Raw genomic sequence first — 18,177 nt, forward strand, 5'->3', positions numbered from 1 at the left:
ACGGTGATTCGGTCGTAGAGGGCGAAGTTACTAAAACAGGAGAGGCGCCAAGAGGTGGCACTCTAATTGGAGGAGGGGCTTTCACTCAAAATGCTGGTAGCTTACTTGGTGTACTATCCGGCGGGAGTTACGGAGCTGCTCGGGCAGCGGTCGGTAGAAAGTTGAGTGAAGAAAATGAAGATGATGAATATATAAATGGCTGTCTAGATTTTGGTACTATTTGTAAATCGTCTATAGCTGGTTCTTCAGAAGATGGGATCAGAAATGAGCAAATAGCTGTTGCACAAAAGGGGAATTTCCTTCGTAATGCATTCTCACGAGTTAGTGCATTTTTCGAAGCCTCTACTCTACGTGGCAGCTTTGGTGTGCAGCCTCATGTGTCTGTTAAAGTTCCTGGTAGCATCCAATTTACAGCGAAAACTGGAGCAAGCGCAGGTTCAACAATATCGGGGAATTTAGATTTGCAAGGCTATGATGTCAAAGTAGAGGCAGGAGCAGTTTTGACAATACCGGGTGTTATTGATGCAGGGCTTGGTGAAGCAGAGGCAGGGTATCGATGGGGGCCTGGATACAATAATCGTTCTTTTACTGATTCTAGCTCACCTAAATTTGAGATTGGTGTGGGTGCCGGGTTTGATGGCCAAAAAATAGAGTTAAGTGCAGGCAAGTTTTTTGGAATGAAATATACCTTTGATGTGGATAAGTTTTACGAATTAACAGGGGGGCAGTAATGGTTAATAGGTGGGTGCATTTGTTGTATGCGTTTGTGGGAGTAGGCCTGTTATATCCTTTGCTATATCTATTTAATCTTGAGAAAATTGCGGGCGGGATTTTGTTTGAGATTCCAACCTATTTATTTTATTTGTTGCTAATTGGATTCTTCCTATATCCATTTGTAAAAGGAATTCAATGCTTAAAGGTTGGGCAAAAAGTGCCTGGAATTTTTTTGCTTTTAGCTGGGATCTTAGTTCCTGTCCTCTCAGGCGCATTTGGAATTTTGCTGATCGAGTCTATGGGTAAAGGAGGGAGTTTAGGGAAAAAGAAGGCCAGTTAGTACGGAGCCAATCCCAAATTCCTGCTAAATAAAAAACCTAGAGCGCTAACGATTAATAGTTAGCGCTCCAATGGCCGCATAGCATGTTCCACCTGACGCTGAGCGATAATCGCATCGATCACCCGAATCACTGTGTCCTTGTCTTGATCATCAAAAGTCTCCAGCAGCTTGAAGCGCTTAAATAGCACTTCATTGCAGATGGGACTTTCCTCCATTGGCTGGCCCATCACCAGATAGTCCAGTGACACTTCAAAAATGTCCGCCAGCTGAATCAGCTTCTCCAGCGGCGGTGCATGCATACTGCTCTCGTACTTGTTGAGGTGGGAGTAGCGGATATCCAGAGACTGGTCAGTTCCTTGAGTCGTTTACCGAAGGCTTGTCTGATGTCCCGATCCTGGATGACTTGTATAGGCATACTAATGATGAATACTTGTTGTATTTATGACTCATAAAACACCCTTTAAGTGAGTCATAGAAGCTCACTCTATGACTCAGATGGCGTATGAGCATACTAAGATACAATTCAGAGTTATCAGTGCCTGTATTCCGTCCAATGGGGAAACGTGTAGTCACAATTCACTAGTGCAACCCGGTGTGCAGTTGAGAATGGATTAAACTGGCGAGGAGCTCCTGCAATCTATGGGAGTTGGATCAGGATATGTACATCAAGAAAATTCTAAATTTAAAAAGTATGATACTTTATTGTCAGGTTTTTAAGATGAACAAACATATCTTAAGTGAAAAGTATGATTCTTTAACTTTTTCACGGAATACATACCCTAGTAAAATCAATAAGTTAGTTTGGTGAAAGTATGAAACATTATTGTTAACTTACAATGTGCAAACAATTAAAACTGCGTGATTTCACTACTTCCGATGGCGTTACCCTGCGCTATTTGGAGGTAGGCCGCGGCCCCATCCTGCTGATGTTACACGGCTGGTCTCAGGGAGCGGTGCTGTTTAAGTACCAGCTCTCAGGTCTCAGCGGACACTTTCGTGTGATAGCACTGGATATGCGTGGGCACGGCCAGTCCGATAAGCCCAGTCACGGTCACCGCCTCTCCCGCCTTGCCAAAGATCTACAGGAACTCGTCACCAATTTACAGCCAGGCCGAATCCACTTACTTGGTCACTCGGCCGGGTGCTCGGTGATCTGGAGTTACCTGGAAATGTTTGGCGGAAGAAATGTGGACAAGCTGATTTTTATCGATGAACCCGCTTGTCTATTGGCGGACCCGAGTTGGCCTGAAACGGAGCGTCTGGCCGCTGGTGGCATCTTCACTCCAGATGCGCTTTACCGTTTTGTGGATAACCTCGTGGGGCCTAAGGGGACAGATGCGACCAGGGAGATTCTGCTGTCTATGGTGACTCCCGCCATGAGTGCACCTCAACGGGAAGAACTGGTGGCTGTTAACTTGCAGTGTCCGCGACTTTGGGCTGCAAAACTGTTTGTGGATAACGTGACTCAGGATTGGCGAGACTTTATTCCCACAATCAAAAAGCCCACATTACTAGTTTTCGGCCGCGCTAGCCCACATCCGCTGGAATGCCAGCAGTGGATTCATCGGCAGATTAACGGTTCCCGGCTGGAGGTCTTTGAAGCGGAAGAAGGTGGCAGTCACTTCTTGTTTTTGGAAGCTCCCGCCAAACTTAACACACTGATTGACGAGTTTCTCAATGAGTTTTCCACAACTAAAGCTCCCCCCTTGGCATAAAACAGACTTGTGGATAACTTTACTGGGGTTGTCAATACAGTCTGGGCTAGAAAAAAATAATTGAAACACCTTCTTCAATGAAGTGGTTTTTCCTGTGGATAATCATTTATAAGGTGTCCTCATCTCAGTGACTCCTATTCGAAAAGGGTCAAATCCATAATGAAAGCTGTAGGTTATCAACAGTCTTTACCCGCAATCGATCAAAGAGCGCTCCAGGATATAACCTTGCCGGTTCCCCAGGTGTCCGCTCAGGATTTGTTGGTCGAAGTACAAGCAGTATCAGTAAACCCTGTGGATACCAAAATCAGAGCTTGTGTCAGTGCCGATGAGGGGCAGTGAAAGAACTCGGCTGGGATGCTATTGGCTTAGTTAAAGCGGTAGCCCGGAAGTCTCCCATTTTGCCGTTTGCAGGTGGAGGTTGGCAAAGCGGCGAACAACAAATCGATCCTTATCATCGGTGCTTCGGGAGGTGTTGGATCGATTATGGTTCAGTTGGCCCGTCGCCTGACTAACCTCATCGTGATTGGCACTGCTTCCAGGGATGAAACGACGGCCTGGCTCGAAGAGCTGGGTAGCCACCCTGTGATCAATCACCGTCAATCCCCCAGTGAGCAATTACATAGCGCGGGTATTGATGGAGTCGACTATGTCGTTAGCCTGACCAATAGTGAAGATCATTTGGCGGAATTTATTAAAAGTATCAAGCCTCAGGGAAAGTTTGGCCTGATTGATGGCCCAGCCTCCTTGGATATTACGAAGCTGAAGCAAAAAGAGTATTTCACTGCATTGGGAATTTATGTTCACCCGTTCCCTCTTTACAACTGAAGATATGCTGGTTCAACCTACGCTTTTGAGCGATCTGGCGACAATGATTGATCAGGGGCGAATCCGTACAACAATGGGGGAGTACTTTGGAAAAATTAATGCCGATAATTTACGTAAGGCGCACCAGAGAGTCGAGTCATAAACTGCCAGGGGGGAAATTGTTCTAGAGCACTTTGAGTAATCCGTATGGGTTTTAACAGCCACCAATGTCTGGTAGCTGACGTTAACTATCAAATACGGGTACTCGGGACTTTCAATAAATAGTCTGTTGCCAGTCGATATTCAAAATAGAAAGATTTCTACATATTTTGAGGTGAATAGTAAAAATTGTTCTTAACTAGCTATTGCTTCGTTAAAGGAATAAAAAGACACAAAAGTCACCGACTTTGTCGGTTTATTTTACGTTAAACCTTCCATTTAATCTCCTGCATTAGCACTCGCGCAATAAATAAAAGTCGTGCTATAACCAGTCCTCGGCATTTCCTAATGATGAGAGGGCCGCTTGATGACCACAGCAGAAAAAAATAGAAAAAAGACAGACATTGATGCTGCCGTATTGAACGGCGACATCAACATGTTATTTGGTGAGCCAACTCTGCCGCCAGAACAAGTACGCGATGAGCGAAAACGCAAACTCACAGCAGCATTTCGTTTGTTTGGAAAATATGGATTTGACGAAGGTGTCGCCGGTCATATCACCGTGCGTGACCCAGAACTTGAGGATCACTTTTGGGTAAACCCGATGGGGGTTTCCTTTAAGCAGATGAGGATGTCGCAACTGCTACTGGTGAATCATCAGGGTGAGGTTGTCGAGGGCGATGGCTACCTTAATGGCGCTGCATTTACCATCCATTCACACATCCACAAAACCCGCCCGGATGTGATCGCTGCAGCCCATGCGCATTCCGTATTCGGGAAAAGTTGGTCCTCTCTTGGGCGTTTTCTGGATCCGATAACCCAGGATGCGTGTGCCTTTTATCAGGACCACGGCCTGCTTGATACTTTCTCAGGTGTGGTGCTGGAAATGGGGGAAGGCAAAGCCCTGGCTAAGGCGCTCGGTGACTATAAAGCGCTGATACTCCAGAATCACGGATTACTTACAGTGGGGAAATCCGTCGATGAGGCTGCCTGGTGGTATATCACAATGGAGAGAAGTTGCCAGGCACAGCTTATGGCAGAGGCTGCGGGAACTCCGATATTAATCGATCCTCAAGTGGCGACTCGAACCCGAGCGGTAGTAGGCACAGAATTAGCGGGGATATTTAGTTTTCAGCCTCTCTACAGTGTTATCAGTAACGAACAGCCTGATATGTTTGATTAGTGTGGCGCTGGTTTTTGTCACAACGATTAGGGCTTGTGTTCTCTATACTCGCTTAAGCATTCTGATATTGGGTGAAAGCCTCTATTTATATTAGTAGAGGCTTACGCCGATTTGATTGAAATAGGAAATTTAAGCGAGTAATGCACTATCTCGTTATTGCGTTGGTGCTGTTATTGGTGGTGGCCATCACCCTGGTAGTTGCGCGCCTGCTGCCATTGCCGATTCCTCTTCCGCTGATACAAATTGTTGCCGGCGTATTACTCGGCAGTTTATTTGGCCTGAGAATACCCCTCGAGCCTGAAGTTTTTTTTCTGCTTTTTGTACCCCCGCTTTTATTTGTAACGGGATGGCGTATTCCCAAGGGCGCCATGTTCAGAGATATCGGCGTTATCGCCACCCTTGCAGTCGGGCTGGTAGTATTTACCGTTGTGGGTGTGGGGTTTTTCATCTCATGGTTGGTACCGGTGATGCCTGTGGCGGTCGCTTTTGCCGTAGCGGCAATTCTTGCGCCGACAGATCCAGTGGCGGTGTCAGTGGTACATGGCAGCACATCGATGCCACCGCGCTTGGAGCATATCCTTGCCGGGGAATCCCTATTTAATGACGCATCGGGTCTGGATATTTTTCGTTTTGCGGTCATAGCGGCGCTGACCGGTGTTTTTTCGTTACCTCATGCGTTGGTCGGATTCTTTTGGGTTGCCTTGGGCGGAATAGTGATTGGAGCTGGGGTTGCATTTATCTGTGGTTACATTTTGCGTTGGCTTGTGCGGATTGGAGGAGAGGATCCTTCTGTACAGGTACTGGTAAGTCTATTGGTGCCTTTTGCAGCCTATATCGCCGCTAATGGTCTACAGGTTTCGGGTATTCTTGCCGCTGCCAGTGCGGGTATAGCCACACACTACACCAGTTTACATGGCTCAGAGATGTCTACAACCCGCATGGACCGACGCGCGGTATGGAAAACAGTGCAAACCATATTGGATGGAATTATTTTTGTTTTATTGGGGGAGCAATTAATACGTATTACTGAGATAGATTTTTCCGGCGCACGGCATACTGGTGACTGGATGATAATATGGTACGTTCTGGCAATATTTTTTGTATTGTTTCTTTTACGTTTTGTATGGGTTTGGGTGTCACTATATCTTTCACGGTTTGGACAAAAAGTAGATTCTTTTGGCGTGCATTTTATATTAGTCAGTGTCTTGACCATTGCAGGCGTGAGAGGGGCCATCACGTTGGCGGGGGCCTTTTCTCTCCCTTTATTCATGTCTAACGGTACACCGCTGCCAGGCCGTGATCTGGCCCTTATTTTTGCGATGGGGGTTATTTTGCTATCGCTTTTACTTGCCAGTTTTGTTCTACCGGTATTATTGCGACATTTGCCTGAAGCTCCGAATTTTGCAGCTATCGGTGATGAAAAGGGAGCGCGATTATCCGCAGCAAAAGCGGCGGTTTCTCAACTGGTCTATATGCGCCATAAAATTGATCGATATGAAAAAGACCGAGATCTTGATTTCGAGGCAGTGGACCATCTATTGGCGATATACAAGCGACGTATGTCCCTGGATGACGATGAAAATGAAGATATTATTTGGATGCGCTCTAGAGTTGAGCGCCATTATCATCTAGCTGCTCTCACTGCTGAGCGAGAGCAGCTGTTGGATTTACGCATTCATAGAAAAATTGATGATGAATTACATCGAAAGTTGGTTCTGGAAGTGGATTTGGTTGAGGCCAGTTTAATCGCCAAGGAATAAAATCAACTGATATTTCACCTATCTGTAAAATCTAGGCGTGTATCAATATTTCTTACACGTGGGATAGAAGATTAAAGCAAAGTACAAGTGGAAATAGTCGTCATATGAAATATATAGAGCTTTACTCTGTCAATGGGATATCTACTTTCAGACAAGGGAGTATAGAAACTGCACTAGAGCAGAAGTTGGGTAATTATTCAGCGCCCTACCCCGTTAAACAATTGTTTTTCCGCGAATTTGCAAAAGGTCAGTGCTTTGACTGGCATTGTGCTCCACAGGCACAATTTATTATCTATCTTGAAGGCAGCTTAAAAATTACCATTCGTTCAGGTGAGCAACATACCTTTGGACCCGGTGATATCCTGCTCGCCAAGGATTTACAGGGAGAGGGGCATATCAGTGAAACCCTGAGCTCAGGCAGAGCTGCTATTGTCGTGGTCAATGACAGCCCCGATCACAATTAGTCCATATTTATATGCTGAAACCATTCGCTCTTATTGCTTTTCTATTTGCGGTCTGGCTTCTTCCCAGTAGTGATCCAAATGTAGGTCTTTATCGCGACGGTCTTCCTGCAGCGCCTGCAGCAGTTGCTCGCGATAGATCCGAGTCTGGGCGATATGTTGGGATTCATCACGCCAATAGGGGAAAAGTGCTTCGAGCATACGCTGATCGTGCTGTTTGAATTTGAGTGCGGCACGCCGCGCCTGTAGCGGGCTGAGTCCTAAAAGCTCCAGAGCTTTCTCACCAATGGTAATCGCCGAGGCCACCGTCTCGCGGAAGATATAACGTACCCCAGCCTCCATCAGAGCATATTGATGCATACGGTTGCGCGCACGGGCGAGGATGGTTATTTCGGGGAAGTGCTTCTGTAACTGGGCGATGATTTCCAGGGAAGCGGCTTGGTCACTCAGGGTCAGGATAACCAGGCGGGCATTGTTCGCCCCGGCGGCGCGCAACAGGTCTTCCCGCGAGGCATCGCCATAGTAGGCTTTGATACCGTAGCGGCGCACCAGATCGAGCTGTTCAGCATTGCGTTCCAGTAATGTGGTATTGAAACCACAGGCATTCAGCATGCGACCGGTGATTTGGCCAAAGCGCCCGTAACCGATAATGATCACTGGTGAACCGGTATCGACTGGGGGGGAGGTATCCAGATTGGCCGGGCTCTCGGGCCCCACCACAAAGCGCGGTTGGATAAACTGCTCATAGATCAGCAGCAGCACAGGAGTGAGAGCCATTGTTAGCGCAATTTGTGCCACCAATAAGTTACTGAGATCGGTATCCAGTACCTGTAGCTGTGTAGAAAAAGAGACCAGCACAAAGCCGAACTCTCCCGCCTGAGCCAACGATAGAGCAAATAGCCAATCTTCCCCCTTCGACATGCGCAGGACACGTGCCAGGGCAAAAAGTACGATAAATTTCACCAGCACCAATGCCAGGGCCAAGCCGATCAACAACAGTGGATTATCGGCGATCAAGGCGAAGTTCAGGCTGGCGCCCACGGCGATAAAGAACAGTCCCAGTAGCAAGCCTTTGAAGGGCTGTATATCCGCTTCCAGTTCATGCCGGAACTCACTTTCCGCCAATAAAACTCCGGCGAGGAAGGTGCCCAGTGCAGGAGACAGGTCCAACCAAGTCATCACAGCAGCGGCAGCAAATACGATCAACAGCGCGCTGACAGTAAACATTTCGCGTACTTGGCTGCCTGCCATCAAACGCAATAGAGGGCCGAGTACGTAGCGTCCGGCGATGGCAAAGACCAACATAGTACCGATCACTGCCGCAGCGTAATACCACCCGCTCAAACCGCTTTCATGGGGACTGGCTTGAGTCCCTGCGAGCAGGGGCAGCAAGGCGAGGATGGGGATTACAGCGATATCCTGAAAAAGTAATACAGCAAAAGCGCCGCGTCCTCCCTGGCTTTTGAGGAGACCTTTCTCACTCAGAGACTGCAATACGATTGCGGTAGAGGAGAGCGCGAGTATCAGGCCTATGGCGACCGAAGAACGCCATTCTATCCCTGAAACGGCGATTACTAATCCCGCTATGGCCGCTGCGGTAAAAAGCAGCTGGGCACTGCCGGTACCGAGGATGGCACCGCGCATTTTCCAGAGCTTTTTCGGCTGTAGCTCTAAGCCGATAAGAAACAGCATCAGCGCGACACCAAACTCCGCCACATGCATTTCGTCGCTGGCATCGCCAACCAGTCCCAGGGCGCTGGGACCTATGGCGACACCGGCGAGAAGGTAGCCGAGGACAGAGCCCAGGCCGAGGCGGGTGGCGATGGGGACCGCAATGACTGCGGCGGCCATAAAAATTACCGCCTCAATAAGGAAGCTGGAGTGTTCCATTGATTCGTTACCGCTATTTGGCTATTTGGCTATTTGGCTATTTGTCGTTGAGGTTTGTCGCGCTCGGGTTCAGAGATGTTCCGGCTGCGTTGTATTAATGGCGCTATGGTAGAGCCCTGAACGACGATAGAAAATAGTACCACGCCATAGGTCATCACAACCCACAGGTAGCGAAGGTCCTGCCCTTGTACGAAGGCACTGCCGGCGGGGATAGACATGGCCAAGGCCAGCGCCAGTCCGCCTTTCAAACCTCCCCAAATCAATATTCTGTTGGTATAGGGGTGATATTTGCGACGGCTTTTTAAATACAGGAATGGGATGCTGACAGCCAGAACCCTGGCAACCAGGACGATAACAATCCCCACGGCCATGAGCAGGTAATCCGAGGGGCGCAGATCGATGGTGATCAGGAACAAGCCTACCAACAGGAATAGCAACCCATTGAGAAAGTCTTCGGTGATACTCCAGAAATTATCTAGCTCGTGTTGGCTGACTCGGGAGAAACCGCGTTCGCGTGTAAAATTACCAATAATGATACCGCTCACAACCATCGCCAGGGCCCCGGATACGCCGAGCACATTGGCCAGAGAGAAGCCGGCGGTGGGGATGACCATGGTCAGCATTAATTCCAAGCTGTGGTCATTGGTACAACAGATGGCCCAATGGAAAACACCACCGATCACCAGTCCGAGTAGCACCCCACCCAAAGCCTCCACCGCGAACAGTTCAGCTACAGCCGGTACCGTGGGCTGGCCGCCTTCAAAAGCGATCGCGTAAATGACTGCAAAAACGACGATACCAAAGCCGTCGTTAAAGAGTGATTCACCCTCTACCTGGATAGAAACCTGCTCTGGCGCTTTCAGGTTTTTCATAATGGCCAGTACGGCAATGGGATCGGTGGGAGAGATCAGCGCGCCAAATAACAGGCAGTAAACAAAGGCCACCGGCATATTGATTAGTAACAGGAACCAATAGAGCAGTGCGCCGACCACAAAAGTGGAGATCAGTGTACCGACAATGGCGAGGAGACCGATCTCCAGTTTTTGGTTGCGCAATTCCAATAAGTCGATATGTAAACTGCCGGCAAATAGCAGAAATCCCAGCATACCTTTGAGCAGAATATCCTCTAGATTGAGTAGTGGTAGCAATTGGTCCGCCCAGGTGCGCAACTCCACGACCCCCAATTTACCTAGGGCTGTGACCAGTAATGACAACGCGAGAGCACCGGCTGTGATAGCGATAGTAGTCTGAGCGCGCAGTACATATTGATTGAGGAAGCCCAGAAAAACTGACACAGCGGCAAGAAAACAAAAGGTGTAATAAACTTCCATGCCGTGTGTGGACTCCAGCGCTGAAATAATCTTGGGTGGTTTAATACCGTGGCGGGGAGTTCCCCTCCGGCAATTTATACGGTGGTGAGTGTGCCGTTATTGTAGCCGTGCAGAGGTTGCTCGATTTCCCTTGGAACGAATACAAGACAGGATTACACCGGGGTGGGCCGCATGGGCACCGGCGGCCGACTCCCTCATTATGGGCGCGCAATTGTAACGGCTCGCGAGCGCCGTACAACTGCATTTTTCATTTTTGCGTTCAAATGGACTTCCACTACCACTTTTGGATCAGTTAGCAGATCACTTATCCCCTTAACAGCTATCTCTATAATTTCTTTGCCGTAAATGGCGCGATTTATCTTTGTACTCGTGACAGATAAGTAACTAGCGCGCCAAAATAGCGCTACTAAGCGAAGTGCTCCGCAGTCCTACACAAGAGGTTCTTGCGACAGTGTCTACACTAATTGAAATCGCTATACCCACAGGTGCGCGATATAGAGCGAGGAAGTGGTAGTGAAACACCCTATGTTATGCGATACCTCAAAATTGATCGGTAGAGTACTGATGTCGCTACTGTTTATTTTTGCCGGTTGGAACAAGATTGGCGGCTATGAAATGACGGAGGCCTTTTTAGTTTCCATGGGCATCCCAGGATTAGTACTGCCATTGGTCATTGTGGTTGAACTGGTGGGCGGACTGGCAGTTCTACTTGGGCTCTTCACACGCATCGCTGCCTTTATTCTTTTTCTATTCTGCTTTGCCGCTGCCGGATTGGTACATCTGTCGCCTGGCGACGCTGTGGAAATGACCAGTTTTATGAAAAATATCACCATTGCCGGTGGTTTTTTGATACTGGCTTGTGCCGGCGCCGGCCGCTTTAGCTTGGATCACTGGATTCGTGACAAATAACTGGCCTCCATGTGCAATGGAAAATTACCGTAGTGATTCAGGGGTAGCTAAAGATCCACGGGATGAAGGTTGGCGAGCAGGAACTCGGACCTATACTGCTGAGAACGGCATAATCTCCCCTGAGGATCGTTATGAAGCTCTTTTATGCATCGGGTGCTTGTTCTCTGTCGCCCCATATAGTTGCCTGTGAAGCGGGAATTGATCTCGATTTGCATAAGGTCAACCTGAAAAGCCACGAGTTGGATAACGGCGATGATTTCCACAAAATCAATCCAAAAGGCTATGTGCCCACCTTGCAGCTTGAGGGGGGCGAAGTGCTTACTGAGGGGCCAGCGATTATCCAGTTCCTGGCTGAGCAGAAGCCCGACGCACAGTTGGCTCCGCCAGTTGGAACCCTTGCTTACTACCGAATGCTGGAATGGCTGAATTTTCTCAGTGCCGAAGTGCACATATTATTCAGGCCACTTTTCTGGAATGGAACGGATAAAGAAAAAGAGTATTCCAGGGAGCGCTTGGTACATTGGTTCGACTACATTGAGAGGCATCTGGGTAAGGGCTACTTGATGGGGGCGAGCTTCTGCATTGCCGACGCCTATCTGTATGTATTGTCGCGCTGGTTAAAAATACAACAGTTCGATATGTCTCACTGGCCACTACTGCAGGCTTTCCAACAGCGTATGGAGGAAAGACCTGCAGTGCAGAATGCCCTACAAAAAGAAGGCATAGAGCCCGGTTAAAAGTTCAGTGCTAGCGCGGAGTAAAGCGCCGTGTGGCTGGGATATCCGAATCGATCGGCGTGCGAACTCTGGCCAGGAATACCGCGGAAAGTAGAGCGACAAGCGCACAGCCAAACATTGAAGCTGCGATAGGGGTTAGGGTTCCCGTGTGCAAGCTGCTTACAAGTCCACCCAATACACCGCCGGTAATAAATATGGTGGCACCATAAAGTGCGTTGGCACTGCCGCTGATCTTTGGGAAAAACTCTAAATAGCAGGCTGCGGCATTGGGCCCGGTAATCCCAATGCTACTTATTACCAGTACCAGAGGAATCATCCATAGGGTCAGTTCCTTGACCCCTGTCATGGTGCCCAACACCAAAAGTCCGCAACCTAGCAGCTGTAGCAGGATACCGGCGAGTAATATATTGCGCGGTTCAAACAAATTGAGCAGTCGAATATTTACTTGCACCATACAAATGAGGCCGAGGACACAAGCGCCAAAAAATAATGGAAACTGGCTCGAGGTCACGCCGAAATAATCCATAAACACAAAGGGAGCCGTGGTGATGTAAATAAACATCGAACCACTGACACAAGCTTGGGCGATTAAAAAGCCGATAGCTCGCGGGTTGCGCAGGACCTGACCATAACTGGCGACAAGAGATGACAGCGGCATCAGCTGGCGGCGTGCCCGGGTAAAGCGGGGCACTGTCTCAGGCAGTAACATCTTTACCAGTACCAGCATGGCAAGCGCGTACAGCAGCAAAAATACAAAAATGCTCTGCCAGCCGCCAACTGCCAACAACACAGAGCCAATAACCGGTGCGATGAGTGGTGCGATCAGCATAATGGTACTGATCATAGAAATAATTTTGGCTGCCTCGCGACCGCTGTGTAGATCGCGCACGATGGCAGCACAAATCACAGTGGCAAAACCACCGCCAATTGCCTGGCAAAAGCGCAGAATGATCAGCTGATCCACATGATCACTGAACAGCACCAGCAGGGAACTGACGATATAGATACTGAGCCCAATGGTACCCACCAGGCGTCGCCCCCATCGATCTGATAATGGGCCACCAAATAGTTGCCCGAGTGCAAAGCCCAACAGGAAACTGGACACCGAATACTGCACCCGTTCCACTTCCGTATCCAGCGCTGTGGCCATGGCGGGGATTGCCGGCAGATAGCTGTCGATAGAAAAGGGGGTCAGGGAAACCAGAGCAGCAAGCCATACCACCAGCCAGCGCGGTGCTTTCTCTTCCGTGGTTGAAGCGGTGGATGTCATGTAATTGCTCTGGTACAGCCTGGAGGGATCTTCCCGATAAAAGCCGGAATTGTCAGGAAATAGCTATGGTAGAGATGGGCGGGCACATTATCCAGTGCCCACGGCAAATATGGGGACGTTTAGTGTTTGTCTTCCCGCAAGGTGTACAAGCCCTGTTTCAGTTTTAACAGGTGCTCCTGTAACTGGGGGCCTTTGCGCTGTGCCACACCAATGGCCAAAACATCAATCACCACCAGATGGGCAATGCGTGAGGAAAGAGGTGTGTAAATTTCAATATCCTCTTCTACATCCACCTCCAGCGGAATACTGGCTTGGCGTATTACCGAAGAACCACTGGGTGCGAGGCCGACTACCAGTGCGCCCTGATCTTTCGCCATCCCCATAGAGCGCAACAGTGCCTTGGTTCGACCACTTTGGGATATTGCGACGACTACATCGCCGGGTCCCATGGACATGGCGGACATATTTTGGATGTGATGATCGGAATGCGCAGCAGTGGCCAGTTGCAGGCGAAAAAACTTGTGCTGGGCATCGGCGGCTACAGCACCGGAGGCGCCAAAACCAAAGAATTCGACGCGCTTGGAGGCAGCCATGGCGGTCACTGCGGCTTCCAGTGCGCGGTCATCAATCCTATCGCGCACCTTGAGTAAGGTATCCACGGTGGAATCAAATACTTTGCGTTTGTACTCGGCGATGGTATCCGTTTCAGTGACGGCAATCTGGCCGAAACTGGGGCTTGAGGCTAGCTGCTGCGCCAGGTTCAGCTTGAACTCCTGGAAGCCGGAACACCCCACGGCGCGGCAGAAGCGCACTACAGTGGGTTCGCTCACCTGAGCTTCTGTAGCCAGGTCGACGATTCGCATATGAATGATTTCGTCGGGGTTGGCGAGAATATACTCCGCCACCTTACGCTCCGATTTGCGCATGGATGACAGCTGTTCACTGATTCTTTGCGTAACTTCCGCCGGTTTCACAGGACTTCCTTCTCTATGCCAATTGGCGCAGTTTAGCCGTTGCGCCTTCTGCTGGCGAGCAGCTTTGCATTGTCTGCCGGAGCAAAATCCTGTTTATTTACACAGGTCTTGTGTAGCAGCTCTGGTACAATCTTTGCCATGGACGTATCTCAGATTCTAGACCCCCTCAACGACGCCCAGCGCGAAGCGGTAGCCGCCGCGCCAGGCAATCAATTGGTTCTGGCCGGTGCCGGTTCGGGCAAGACCCGTGTACTGGTACATCGCATCGCCTGGTTGATGCAGGTGGAGGGTGCCTCGCCCTACTCCATTATGGCAGTGACCTTTACCAACAAAGCGGCCCGCGAAATGCGCGCGCGTATCGAGGAGCTGCTGGGGGTGAATACCTTCGGCATGTGGGTGGGCACCTTCCACGGCCTGGCCCATCGACTGCTTAAGGCCCACTGGCAGGAGGCCAAGCTTCCGCAGAACTTCCAGATTCTGGATTCCGATGACCAACTGCGCCTGATTAAGCGGGTACAGGCAGATCTGGGGCTGGATGACAAAAAATGGTCGCCGCGGGAGACCCAGTGGTGGATCGGCGCACAGAAAGACGAAGGACTGAGGCCCCAATATATCAATGCCGGTGCGGACCCCTGGCTTCAGACCATGGTGCGTATCTACTTTGCCTATGAAGAGGCCTGCCAGCGAGGAGGTTTGGTAGATTTCGGTGAGCTGTTGCTGCGAGCCCACGAGCTCTGGCTCAACAATGACAGCATACTGGCCCACTATCGCCGGCGCTTTCCCTTTATCCTGGTGGATGAATTCCAGGACACCAATACGATTCAATACGCTTGGCTGCGCCTGCTCGCCGGTGAGCAGTGCCATATCAGCGCGGTAGGCGATGATGACCAGTCCATTTATGGCTGGCGCGGTGCCAAGATCGAGAACATCCAGCATTTCTCCGCCGACCTGCGCGAAGTGCAGACGGTACGCCTGGAGCAAAATTATCGCTCCACTTCCACTATTCTGAACGCCGCCAACGCGGTGATCGCCAACAATAGCGGCCGCCTGGGTAAGGAATTGTGGACCAAGGGCGAAGAAGGTGAGCCCATCGCCGTCTATGCCGCCTACAACGAGCAGGATGAGGCGCGCTTTATCGTCGAGCGTATTAATGACTGGGTGCGCGACGGCAACCGCCGCGACAGCATTGCCATTCTTTACCGCTCTAATGCCCAGTCCCGGGTGCTCGAAGAAGGCCTGTTGCGCGAGCAGGTGCCCTATCGTATCTACGGCGGCCAGCGTTTCTACGATCGCCTGGAAATCAAGAACGCCCTTTCATATCTGCGCTTGATTAGTAATCGTGACGACGACACCGCCTTTGAGCGGGTGGTGAATACTCCCACCCGCGGTATTGGTGCGCGCACCGTAGAAATGGTGCGTTCATACGCCCGAGAGCAAGGTTGCTCCCTGTGGCAGGCGGCCAAGTTGATGTTGCAACAGCGAGTACTCGCCGCCCGTGCCGGCAATGCCCTGCAGATTTTTTTGGATCTGATTAACCAGTTGGCGGCGAATGCCGAGGATGAAGCGCTGGAGGCTATTGCTGAGGATGTGATTGAGACCAGTGGCCTGCTGGAATTCCACGGTAAGGAAAAAGGTGAGAAGGGCCAGACTCGGGTGGAAAATCTCAAAGAACTGGTCAGTGCCTGTCGCGCCTTTTCTGGCGTGGATATGCCCAAGGGCGAAGAGGATGAAGAGGAGATCCCACTGCTCAACCAGTTCCTCGACAGCGCCGCGCTGGATGCTGGCGAAGGCCAGGCGGATGAGTTTGAAGATGCGGTACAACTGATGACTCTTCACTCCGCCAAGGGTCTGGAGTTCCCCCTGGTGTTTATGGCCGGTGTGGAGGAAAACTTGTTCCCGCACAAAATGTCGGCGCAGGAACCGGGACGTATAGAGGAAGAGCGTCGCCTCTGCTATGTGGGTATCACTCGCGCTATGCGCAAGCTGTATATGACCTATGCAGAAAACCGCCGCCTGTTTGGCAGTGAGACTTATAACAGTCCCTCCCGCTTTATTGCAGAGATCCCCGCGAACATGGTCCATGAGGTGCGTTTAAAGACTGAAATCTCCCGACCTCTCTACCAAGCGAATTACGGCAAGGTGGGTAAGTTCTCAGATCCAGCCCCGGATTTTGACGACCTTCCGACGCTGGCGTTGGGGGGGCGTGTGGAGCACGCCCGGTTTGGTGAAGGTACTGTAATCGAGTTCGAGGGAACGGGTCCGCGAATGCGGGTGCTGGTTAATTTCGACGATGTCGGTGATAAGAGGTTGGTACTTGCAATGGCCAAGTTGGAGCCTCTTTAAGCGCCTTATTTCAGTGCAAGCGAGAGAAGTCGAAAGTTAATAGCGGTGAGTCATTCCGGCGCAAGCCGGAATCCACTTTGAATACCCAGGTATTACTGAATAGTGGCTTTGCTACCGTGGGTCACGAACATCCGCCCTTGGGGCCCATTGATAATTCGTACAATAAAAAACAACGATAATTCGCAGTGATGAAAAAAATAAATTGGTACCCCGTCATTATCCTCGGTCTGTTGGCCCTGCTTGTCATTACCTTTGCCGCCCTGGTCACCTCGCGCGCGGCAACGGGGCCTACGCAAAATTTTTCTGGCGAAGGCAACACAGAGCTGTTCGAATGGAAACTGGTGACTACCTGGCCGAAGAACTTCCCCGGTCTCGGTAGTGCGCCCGAGCGTTTCGCCAAGAAAGTGGAGGCTATGTCAGCGGGGCGGCTGCGGATAAAGGTGTACGGCGCGGGTGAACTGGTGCCGGCTTTGGGAGTTTTTAGCGCTGTGTCAGAGGGCGCGGCGCAGATGGGCCATGGAGCTGCCTATTACTGGAAGGGCAAAGTGCCTGCGGCCCAGTTTTTTACCGCGGTGCCTTTTGGGCTGAATGCCCAGGAAATGAATGGTTGGCTGCATTACGGTGGAGGCCTGGAACTTTGGGAAGAGGTTTACGAACCCTTCAACCTGATACCTCTGGCTGGGGGCTCTACCGGTGTACAAATGGCCGGTTGGTTTAACAAACCGATCAACTCGGTTGAGGACCTGCAGGGCCTGAAGATGCGTATTCCGGGCTTGGGCGGTGAAGTCTTGAATCGCGCTGGCGGCACTGCGGTCACAATTCCCGGAGGTGAACTCTACACCGCACTGCAGACAGGCGTGATCGATGCGACCGAGTGGGTGGGCCCCTATAACGATCTGGCTTTCGGTTTTTACCAGGTTGCCGAGTATTACTATTACCCTGGCTGGCATGAGCCTGGCTCTATCCTGGAGTTTATTATCAATCAAACGGCGTTCGAGAAACTGCCCGAAGATTTGCGGGAAATCGTTCGTGCTGCTGCTCGCGAAGCCAATCAGGATATGCTGGATGAGTACACCGCCCGCAATAACCGCGCGCTTAAAGAACTGGTGGAAGAGCACGGTGTCAAGGTGGAGCGGCTACCAGATGATGTACTGTCTCACCTGAAAAAAATTAGCACGGAAATTATGCGTGAGACGGCACAGAAAGACCCCGAGTTTGCTCGGGTGTACCGCGCATTTCAGGAGTTTGAGCGGGATGTGAAGCCCTATCACCAGATTAGTGAAGAGGCTTACTACCAGGCGCGAGAGTAAAAAGAGCATTAATTCGAAGGGTAAAGCATGGTTTGGCTTCGCGTGACATTTTTAACTGTTTTTATGTCACTAAGTAAGAATGGAAATTTAGTTTAAATATTACCTCCCTTGGGTTTTTATTCGTATTCATTTGAATAATAATGCCGCAGTTTTTTCATCTGACTATAAATAATATGACTGGGGAGTTACCAATGTTAAGAGTTTTTGGCCTTTTTCTTTTGGGCAACACTTCGGACAGTTTCATGCAGCTATAGCCCCATAGTCACTGTACCGCTCG

General features: G+C 50.2%; 18 protein-coding genes. 13 read left to right on the forward strand and 5 right to left on the reverse strand.

Features of this window, described 5'->3' with window-relative positions:
- Both MO867_RS15985 and MO867_RS15990 read left to right on the forward strand, forming a co-directional pair.
- On the forward strand, window positions 1–731 hold a 731-nt coding region (locus MO867_RS15985; protein WP_252470919.1), incomplete at its 5' end, for a hypothetical protein.
- Window positions 731–1,054 (forward strand): hypothetical protein, encoded by a 324-nt coding sequence (locus tag MO867_RS15990; protein WP_252470921.1) that lies wholly within the window; start codon window positions 731–733, stop codon window positions 1,052–1,054. The genes MO867_RS15985 and MO867_RS15990, both read left to right, overlap by 1 nt.
- Window positions 1,055–1,113: 59 nt before the next feature.
- Here the strand turns inward: MO867_RS15990 and MO867_RS15995 are convergent, their stop codons facing one another.
- Window positions 1,114–1,353 carry a hypothetical protein gene (locus MO867_RS15995; protein WP_252470923.1) on the reverse strand — a complete coding sequence of 80 codons (240 nt, stop codon included), beginning with the start codon at window positions 1,351–1,353 and terminating at the stop codon, window positions 1,114–1,116.
- Between the two features lie 537 nt (window positions 1,354–1,890).
- Between MO867_RS15995 and MO867_RS16000 the strand changes: the two genes are divergently transcribed.
- From MO867_RS16000 to MO867_RS16030, 7 genes are all read left to right on the forward strand, one after another.
- The gene (locus MO867_RS16000) at window positions 1,891–2,769 is read left to right on the forward strand and encodes an alpha/beta fold hydrolase (protein WP_252470925.1); all 879 of its coding nucleotides are present in this window, start codon (window positions 1,891–1,893) and stop codon (window positions 2,767–2,769) included.
- A 159-nt stretch (window positions 2,770–2,928) separates the two neighbouring features.
- Window positions 2,929–3,108: a hypothetical protein gene (locus MO867_RS16005; protein WP_252470927.1), complete on the forward strand. Its 180-nt coding sequence runs from the start codon at window positions 2,929–2,931 to the stop codon at window positions 3,106–3,108.
- A gap of 144 nt (window positions 3,109–3,252) precedes the next feature.
- Entirely contained in the window at window positions 3,253–3,594 is a 342-nt protein-coding gene (locus MO867_RS16010; protein ID WP_252470929.1) for a zinc-binding dehydrogenase, read from the forward strand.
- Window positions 3,595–3,598: 4 nt separating this feature from the next.
- Complete coding sequence (locus MO867_RS16015) at window positions 3,599–3,736, forward strand: hypothetical protein (RefSeq protein ID WP_252470931.1); 138 nt, start codon at window positions 3,599–3,601, stop codon at window positions 3,734–3,736.
- Between the two features lie 363 nt (window positions 3,737–4,099).
- Complete coding sequence (locus MO867_RS16020) at window positions 4,100–4,915, forward strand: class II aldolase/adducin family protein (protein WP_252470933.1); 816 nt, start codon at window positions 4,100–4,102, stop codon at window positions 4,913–4,915.
- A 140-nt stretch (window positions 4,916–5,055) separates the two neighbouring features.
- Window positions 5,056–6,675 (forward strand): Na+/H+ antiporter, encoded by a 1,620-nt coding sequence (locus MO867_RS16025; RefSeq protein ID WP_252470935.1) that lies wholly within the window; start codon window positions 5,056–5,058, stop codon window positions 6,673–6,675.
- 104 nt (window positions 6,676–6,779) lie between these two features.
- Window positions 6,780–7,139: a cupin domain-containing protein gene (locus MO867_RS16030; RefSeq protein ID WP_252470937.1), complete on the forward strand. Its 360-nt coding sequence runs from the start codon at window positions 6,780–6,782 to the stop codon at window positions 7,137–7,139.
- Between the two features lie 30 nt (window positions 7,140–7,169).
- Here the strand turns inward: MO867_RS16030 and MO867_RS16035 are convergent, their stop codons facing one another.
- Window positions 7,170–9,026, reverse strand: coding sequence for a monovalent cation:proton antiporter-2 (CPA2) family protein (locus tag MO867_RS16035; RefSeq protein ID WP_252470939.1), 1,857 nt, complete (start codon window positions 9,024–9,026; stop codon window positions 7,170–7,172).
- Between the two features lie 29 nt (window positions 9,027–9,055).
- On the reverse strand, window positions 9,056–10,357 hold the full coding sequence (locus MO867_RS16040; protein ID WP_252470941.1) for a cation:proton antiporter: 1,302 nt from the start codon (window positions 10,355–10,357) through the stop codon (window positions 9,056–9,058).
- 513 nt (window positions 10,358–10,870) lie between these two features.
- On the opposite strand from MO867_RS16040, the gene MO867_RS16045 reads away from it, so the two are divergent.
- Window positions 10,871–11,266 carry a DoxX family protein gene (locus MO867_RS16045; RefSeq protein WP_252470943.1) on the forward strand — a complete coding sequence of 132 codons (396 nt, stop codon included), beginning with the start codon at window positions 10,871–10,873 and terminating at the stop codon, window positions 11,264–11,266.
- Between the two features lie 131 nt (window positions 11,267–11,397).
- Entirely contained in the window at window positions 11,398–12,003 is a 606-nt protein-coding gene (gene gstA / locus MO867_RS16050) for a glutathione transferase GstA (protein WP_252470945.1), read from the forward strand.
- Between the two features lie 10 nt (window positions 12,004–12,013).
- Here the strand turns inward: gstA and MO867_RS16055 are convergent, their stop codons facing one another.
- Both MO867_RS16055 and hexR read right to left on the reverse strand, forming a co-directional pair.
- On the reverse strand, window positions 12,014–13,273 hold the full coding sequence (locus tag MO867_RS16055; protein ID WP_252470947.1) for a multidrug effflux MFS transporter: 1,260 nt from the start codon (window positions 13,271–13,273) through the stop codon (window positions 12,014–12,016).
- Window positions 13,274–13,392: 119 nt separating this feature from the next.
- On the reverse strand, window positions 13,393–14,247 hold the full coding sequence (hexR, locus tag MO867_RS16060) for a transcriptional regulator HexR (RefSeq protein WP_252470949.1): 855 nt from the start codon (window positions 14,245–14,247) through the stop codon (window positions 13,393–13,395).
- 138 nt (window positions 14,248–14,385) lie between these two features.
- Between hexR and uvrD the strand changes: the two genes are divergently transcribed.
- Both uvrD and MO867_RS16070 read left to right on the forward strand, forming a co-directional pair.
- Window positions 14,386–16,590 (forward strand): DNA helicase II, encoded by a 2,205-nt coding sequence (gene uvrD, locus MO867_RS16065; RefSeq protein WP_252470950.1) that lies wholly within the window; start codon window positions 14,386–14,388, stop codon window positions 16,588–16,590.
- 188 nt (window positions 16,591–16,778) lie between these two features.
- Complete coding sequence (locus MO867_RS16070) at window positions 16,779–17,900, forward strand: TRAP transporter substrate-binding protein (RefSeq protein WP_252470952.1); 1,122 nt, start codon at window positions 16,779–16,781, stop codon at window positions 17,898–17,900.
- Window positions 17,901–18,177: the final 277 nt, after the last annotated feature.

The organism is Microbulbifer okhotskensis, assembly GCF_023895975.1.
GTDB classification, from domain to species: domain Bacteria; phylum Pseudomonadota; class Gammaproteobacteria; order Pseudomonadales; family Cellvibrionaceae; genus Microbulbifer; species Microbulbifer okhotskensis.